The sequence below is a fragment of the Ignavibacteria bacterium genome, from assembly GCA_025612375.1.
Taxonomy (GTDB): domain Bacteria; phylum Bacteroidota; class Ignavibacteria; order Ignavibacteriales; family SURF-24; genus JAAXKN01.
Genome location: JAAXKN010000010.1, coordinates 9608 through 14490, shown reverse-complemented (window position 1 = coordinate 14490; position 4883 = coordinate 9608). Strand labels below are relative to the sequence as shown.

At 41.5% G+C, this 4883-nt stretch carries 3 protein-coding genes; 1 reads left to right on the top strand and 2 read right to left on the bottom strand.

The genetic code is table 11. The annotated features are described in order from the left end of the window. Nucleotides 1–1127, bottom strand: a 1127-nt coding sequence (locus HF312_08695; protein MCU7520279.1) for a hypothetical protein, incomplete at its 3' end; no start/stop codon positions are given. A gap of 488 nt (nt 1128–1615) precedes the next feature. Between HF312_08695 and HF312_08690 the strand changes: the two genes are divergently transcribed. Beyond that, complete coding sequence (locus HF312_08690) at nt 1616–3580, top strand: ABC transporter ATP-binding protein (GenBank protein ID MCU7520278.1); 1965 nt, start codon at nt 1616–1618, stop codon at nt 3578–3580. 64 nt (nt 3581–3644) lie between these two features. On the opposite strand, the gene HF312_08685 is transcribed toward HF312_08690, so the two are convergent. Next, nucleotides 3645–4883, bottom strand: a 1239-nt coding sequence (locus tag HF312_08685) for a DUF362 domain-containing protein (GenBank protein MCU7520277.1), incomplete at its 5' end; no start/stop codon positions are given.

Genomic DNA, 4883 nt, shown 5'->3' with positions numbered 1-4883 from the left:
TCAGCCAGAAGCACTTTTGTCTGATTAAATTTCTTTCCTTCTTTGAGGGACTTAAATACAAGTTTCTTTCCCGTTTTTCCATCCAGCACGAATAAATTACTGTCGTAGTCATTTACTCCGAATACTTCGGGGTAGCCGTCTTTGTTTATATCAAGATATGAAAGAGGCTTCTGAATTTCATTTTCGGTTGAAGTTTCCCACACTGTGCTGCAGTCCTTTTCATTCATGCAGTAAACACTGTGATCAACCGAGCCGGCGTATATGAGCAGGTTATTCGTCGCCTTGTCGTCATAATAATAGCAGTTAACAAATAACTTTGAATTATTCTGGCTTAGGTCGTCAAACTTTTCAAATTGTACTTCGTCTTTAACCAGCCTGCCCGATGAGGGGTCAAACGTAAAGTAATCCCCGGACATTGTGAATACCCCTATATACTCTCTGTTATTTTTTTTGTATGGATTAATGCAGGTAATAACATTAGGCATGGAGCTGATTCTGATTCCGAGCAGCTTTACCGGCTTGTCCGGCAGTTTAACACTCCAGGCAAGCATATTTTTCTTTGTGTCGAATTTCGAAATCTCATTGCCTTCAGATGTGTAATAAATGTCCGAGTTGTAAAAAGCTATCCTCCCAAGGTTTTTTTCTTTGTTTTCCTTTTTTATATTCAGAATCTCTTTGTTCGTGGTGACGTCGAATATATAAATAAATTCCGGCGTAATGGCGGCTATAACATCTTTCCCGCCAAGTTTACCATCTGAAATTTTATAAATATTCTTTCTGTCCCTGTTAACCTCATCCGATTTATAATCCGAGAGGCTAAGATATTTCAGCCTGCTGTCGGAAAAATAAAGCTTCCCGTTTCTTATGAATGAATCTTCAATATCGAGATCAGGTGTGGAAGGCAATGTCATCAGGCGGTTAAAGGAGTTGTCGTAGAGGGCAAGATAAAGGCTTTTATTTATTGCCTCGCGTGTTACTATATAAATTTTATCATCATCCGTATTCTTCAGAACATTGAATTCAGCCAGATACCCGGGACCGCCGGCTGCGTATTCCGTCTTGAATTTAAGGTCCTGTGAAAACAGAGTGCCCGTCAGGAAAAATAAGAGAAAAGCATTTCTTAACATTTTGCAAAAACTCCCGCATAGTGATATAGAAAATATTTTATAAGGCTATAATAATTTTCGGGCTTTTGGAAATGCAGAACAGATTACAATCGGAAACTTTGGTGAACGGACGTCTTTTTATATAGTTGAATAATGCCGAGGGCAAAATAATAAAAATTAAAGAAAAACAAAATTCACGGCAGAATCAGCTCATAGTAATAAAAAATGCTGCCGGGTTAATGGCTGAAATAATTCACTTTCAATTTGGGGCGTAATTTATATTATTAGATAGTCCCCCTGGACTCGAATATTGTTCTTTGTGCATGTTTTTAACAGGGAATCTTATATTTTTCTTATTTTATGCGCCTGCTGCCCGCTTAGCTCCGGTTTTGTCTGCTAAATATATCCCTTAAACTGCATTTTCTTTTTAGATGTGTGTCATTTATAAGATTTATCCATTTTTTTAAAAATGGAGGAGTTTATTCTGTTATTGTTACAAGGATAAAACTATGGATGTATATTCAGACGGGAGCAGTCCAAAGAATAAATTGTTTACCCGCTTTCTTCCGGTTTTTTTCCGTTTTCCTGCCGGCTGCCTTAAAGCGGTCTCACTTAAAGTTGTCTCAGTTGAAAAGGGGTTTAAGATTATAAATAAAATTGTAGTTAAAAGATTTAAGGAATTGAAAGAATGGGGTGCCGTCTTCAGGAATATTCCGAAATTTGTCAGACTGTCCTGGAAAGGAAACCCAAGGCTTATTATAACCGGCCTGGCACTAAGGGTACTATATTCCATACTCCCCATTGCAATTCTGTTTCTCGGCAAGCTGATAGTAGATGAAGTAATAATGGTTGTTCAGGAAGGGCAGACCCATCCTCCGACACAGCTGATTGTATATATATCAATTGACTTCTTTTTGTACATAGCTTCCTCGTTTGTAAACCGCGGCCTCCAGGCAAATAACCGCCTCGTTTCAGAATTCTATGTTAACCATTCCTCTATTATGGTAATGGAACATGCTGCAGAACTGGACCTTGATAAGTTTGAAAATCCCGAGTTTTACGATAAGCTCCACCGTGTAAGGTTTTACAGCCAGGCAAGGGCCGACTCTTTAATTGATATTTTTGACCAGGCACAGGACACCGTTATATTTATATTTCTTCTGCTGGGCATTATTACTTTTAACCCCTGGCTTGTCCTTTTGCTCATTCTGACTTCAATTCCATCTCTATTGTCTGAATTTTATTTCAACAGGGAAAACTACTGCTTTATTGAAGAGTCCACGCCTGAAAAAAGAGAACTTGAATACCTCTCCGAAATCAGCACAAGCAGCACAACGGTAAAGGAAGTAAAAGCCTTCGGGCTTTCAGACTTTTTCCTCAAACAGTTCCGCATACTCTCAGGCAGGCACTATGAAAGGAAAAAAATCATTACATTTAAGAGGACCCGCTGGAGCCTTTTCTTTTCTTTCCTGAGCAGCCTGGGCTACTACGGAAGCTACATTATTGTTGTGGCCTCAACTATCAGAGGCGCAATTTCAGTCGGCGGCCTAACATTCTTCTTCGGCTCCTTCGAGTACCTGAAGGAGATACTTGAGGCGTCATTTGACAGGATTTCAAAAATTGCACAAAACTCGCTTCATATAAGGGACTACTTTGACTTCTTGAATATAAAGCCGCTCCCGAAAACGAAAGAAAGCTTCAGGCCCTTTCCAAAGCCTGTTCTGTTCGGCTTTACTTTTCAGGATGTGGGCTTTAAGTATAACGGCTCGGATAAGTGGATTATACGCCACCTCAGCTTCAGCATAAGTCCAAAGGAGAAGCTTGCCATTGTAGGTGAAAACGGGGCCGGAAAAACAACTATTACAAAACTCCTTTGCAGGCTTTATGACCCTACGGAAGGCACAATTTACCTGGACGGGCATGACATAAAAGAATATGACCCTGATGAATTAAGAAAGGAGATCGGAATCATTTTTCAGGATTTCAACCGCTACCAGATGACTGTAGCCGATAACATAGCCGTGGGAAAAATTGAGCAGAGGGATAACCTTGAGATGATAAAGCATTCGGCCCAAAACGGCATGGCCGACAAGTTTATAGATAAGCTCCCTTCGGGCTACAATCAGCACGTGGGAAAAAGATACTCTAAAGGCATTGAGCTCTCGGGCGGGCAGTGGCAGAAACTCGCCCTCTCGCGCACATTTATGCGGAACGCTCAGCTGGTAATCCTGGATGAACCTTCGGCTTCTCTTGATCCTAAAACCGAGTATGAGCTTTTCCAGAGGTACATTAAGCATACTCAGGATAAAATGGTTGTCCTTATTTCACACAGGTTCTCCAACGTCCGCATTGCCGACCGCATTATGGTCCTGGATAAAGGCGTATGTGCCGAAATCGGAACGCACAGTGAGCTCCTTGGAAAGCAGGGCATCTATGCCGATATGTTCAACCTCCAGGCACAGGGCTACAAGTAAAGTAACCCTCATAAAAACATTTGACTTTAGCAGATGCAAAACTGCTGTGGGAAAAATATCCTTTTTACTTCAGAAGCATCATCTGCTTTGTTTTTGTGTATCCTTCGAAGAACATTCTGTAAAAATAAATACCTGAAGATGAATTTTTATTATTCCACACAGTTAAATGCTGCCCGCCTGAAAAATATCCGTCCACAAGCACATCAATCACTCTCCCATAAATATCCAGTATTTCCATCCGTACATTTCCGCTTTTCGGAATGGAGAACTGAATGGATGTTGAAGGATTAAAAGGATTTGGGTAATTCTGGCTTAATACAAAAGATTCAGGCCTCTGTGAAACACCTGGATTTTCCACACCCGATGGATAACTGAAGGGTTCGTTAACAAGATGCCATACGTCTTCAGTCTGCCCGTTGTAATCTTTTGTGAGATAACCGGTTTTTAACAGTGTGCGCGGGAAGTCCGTAAGCTTGCTCTTTACGGCAGAGCCGTCACCTTTCCATTCATACAAAGGGATACTTTCAGGATTAAGATAGTCTGAAAGCTTTCTTTCAAGAGCGAGATGGAACAGTCCGAAATTGCCGGGTTCATGGCCTCCCAGCCAGTGACCTATAATGTCGACGTGGAAAGGATTCTTGCCGAAAATTACAATGTTCGACAAATAGTCAGTTGCCAGCCCGTCAGCCCCGGGTCCGACAATAAAATTGCCGTCTCTTCCGTAAATGCCTTCAATTATATTCAATCCTGCTTTGGTAACAGAGTTGTTGTCCAGACACCGGGTTGCCCATAGTTCCTGCCAGAGACCTCCCGTGTCGCCCGGCTTATCCCACCTGGGTATTTTCTCTTCAACATGGCGCAGATAGTTTGCCATAATATTGTCCTTGGCTCCGGGCACTACGCAATCAGGATTAATATTCATTTCGTCTTTAAAAAGGGTGCAGTGCATCTGGTAAGGCTGTGCAATTGCGCCCTGAATATTCTTTGCGCAGAGCGTCATACCCATTGAGTGCGTTTTGAATTTTGCGATATTTATGAGATAGCTGTCCGGGGAATTTATGGGAGCCAGGTAAGGAAGCCTTTTAAAATACTGCCCGTTTTCAATATCAATCCATTGCACATCTTCTGCTGATAAGTTTTTTACGTCACTACTCAGATCGCGTATGTTTGCACCAGTCCTTTTCGCCATACTGAGGTATCCGCCTTCTTCAAAATCACTGGCGCAATTAACTTCACGTAAATAGAAATTGCTGCTGCATATGCCCAGCTGTTTCATGCTTTCTATTATGCCTTCGACAAAAAA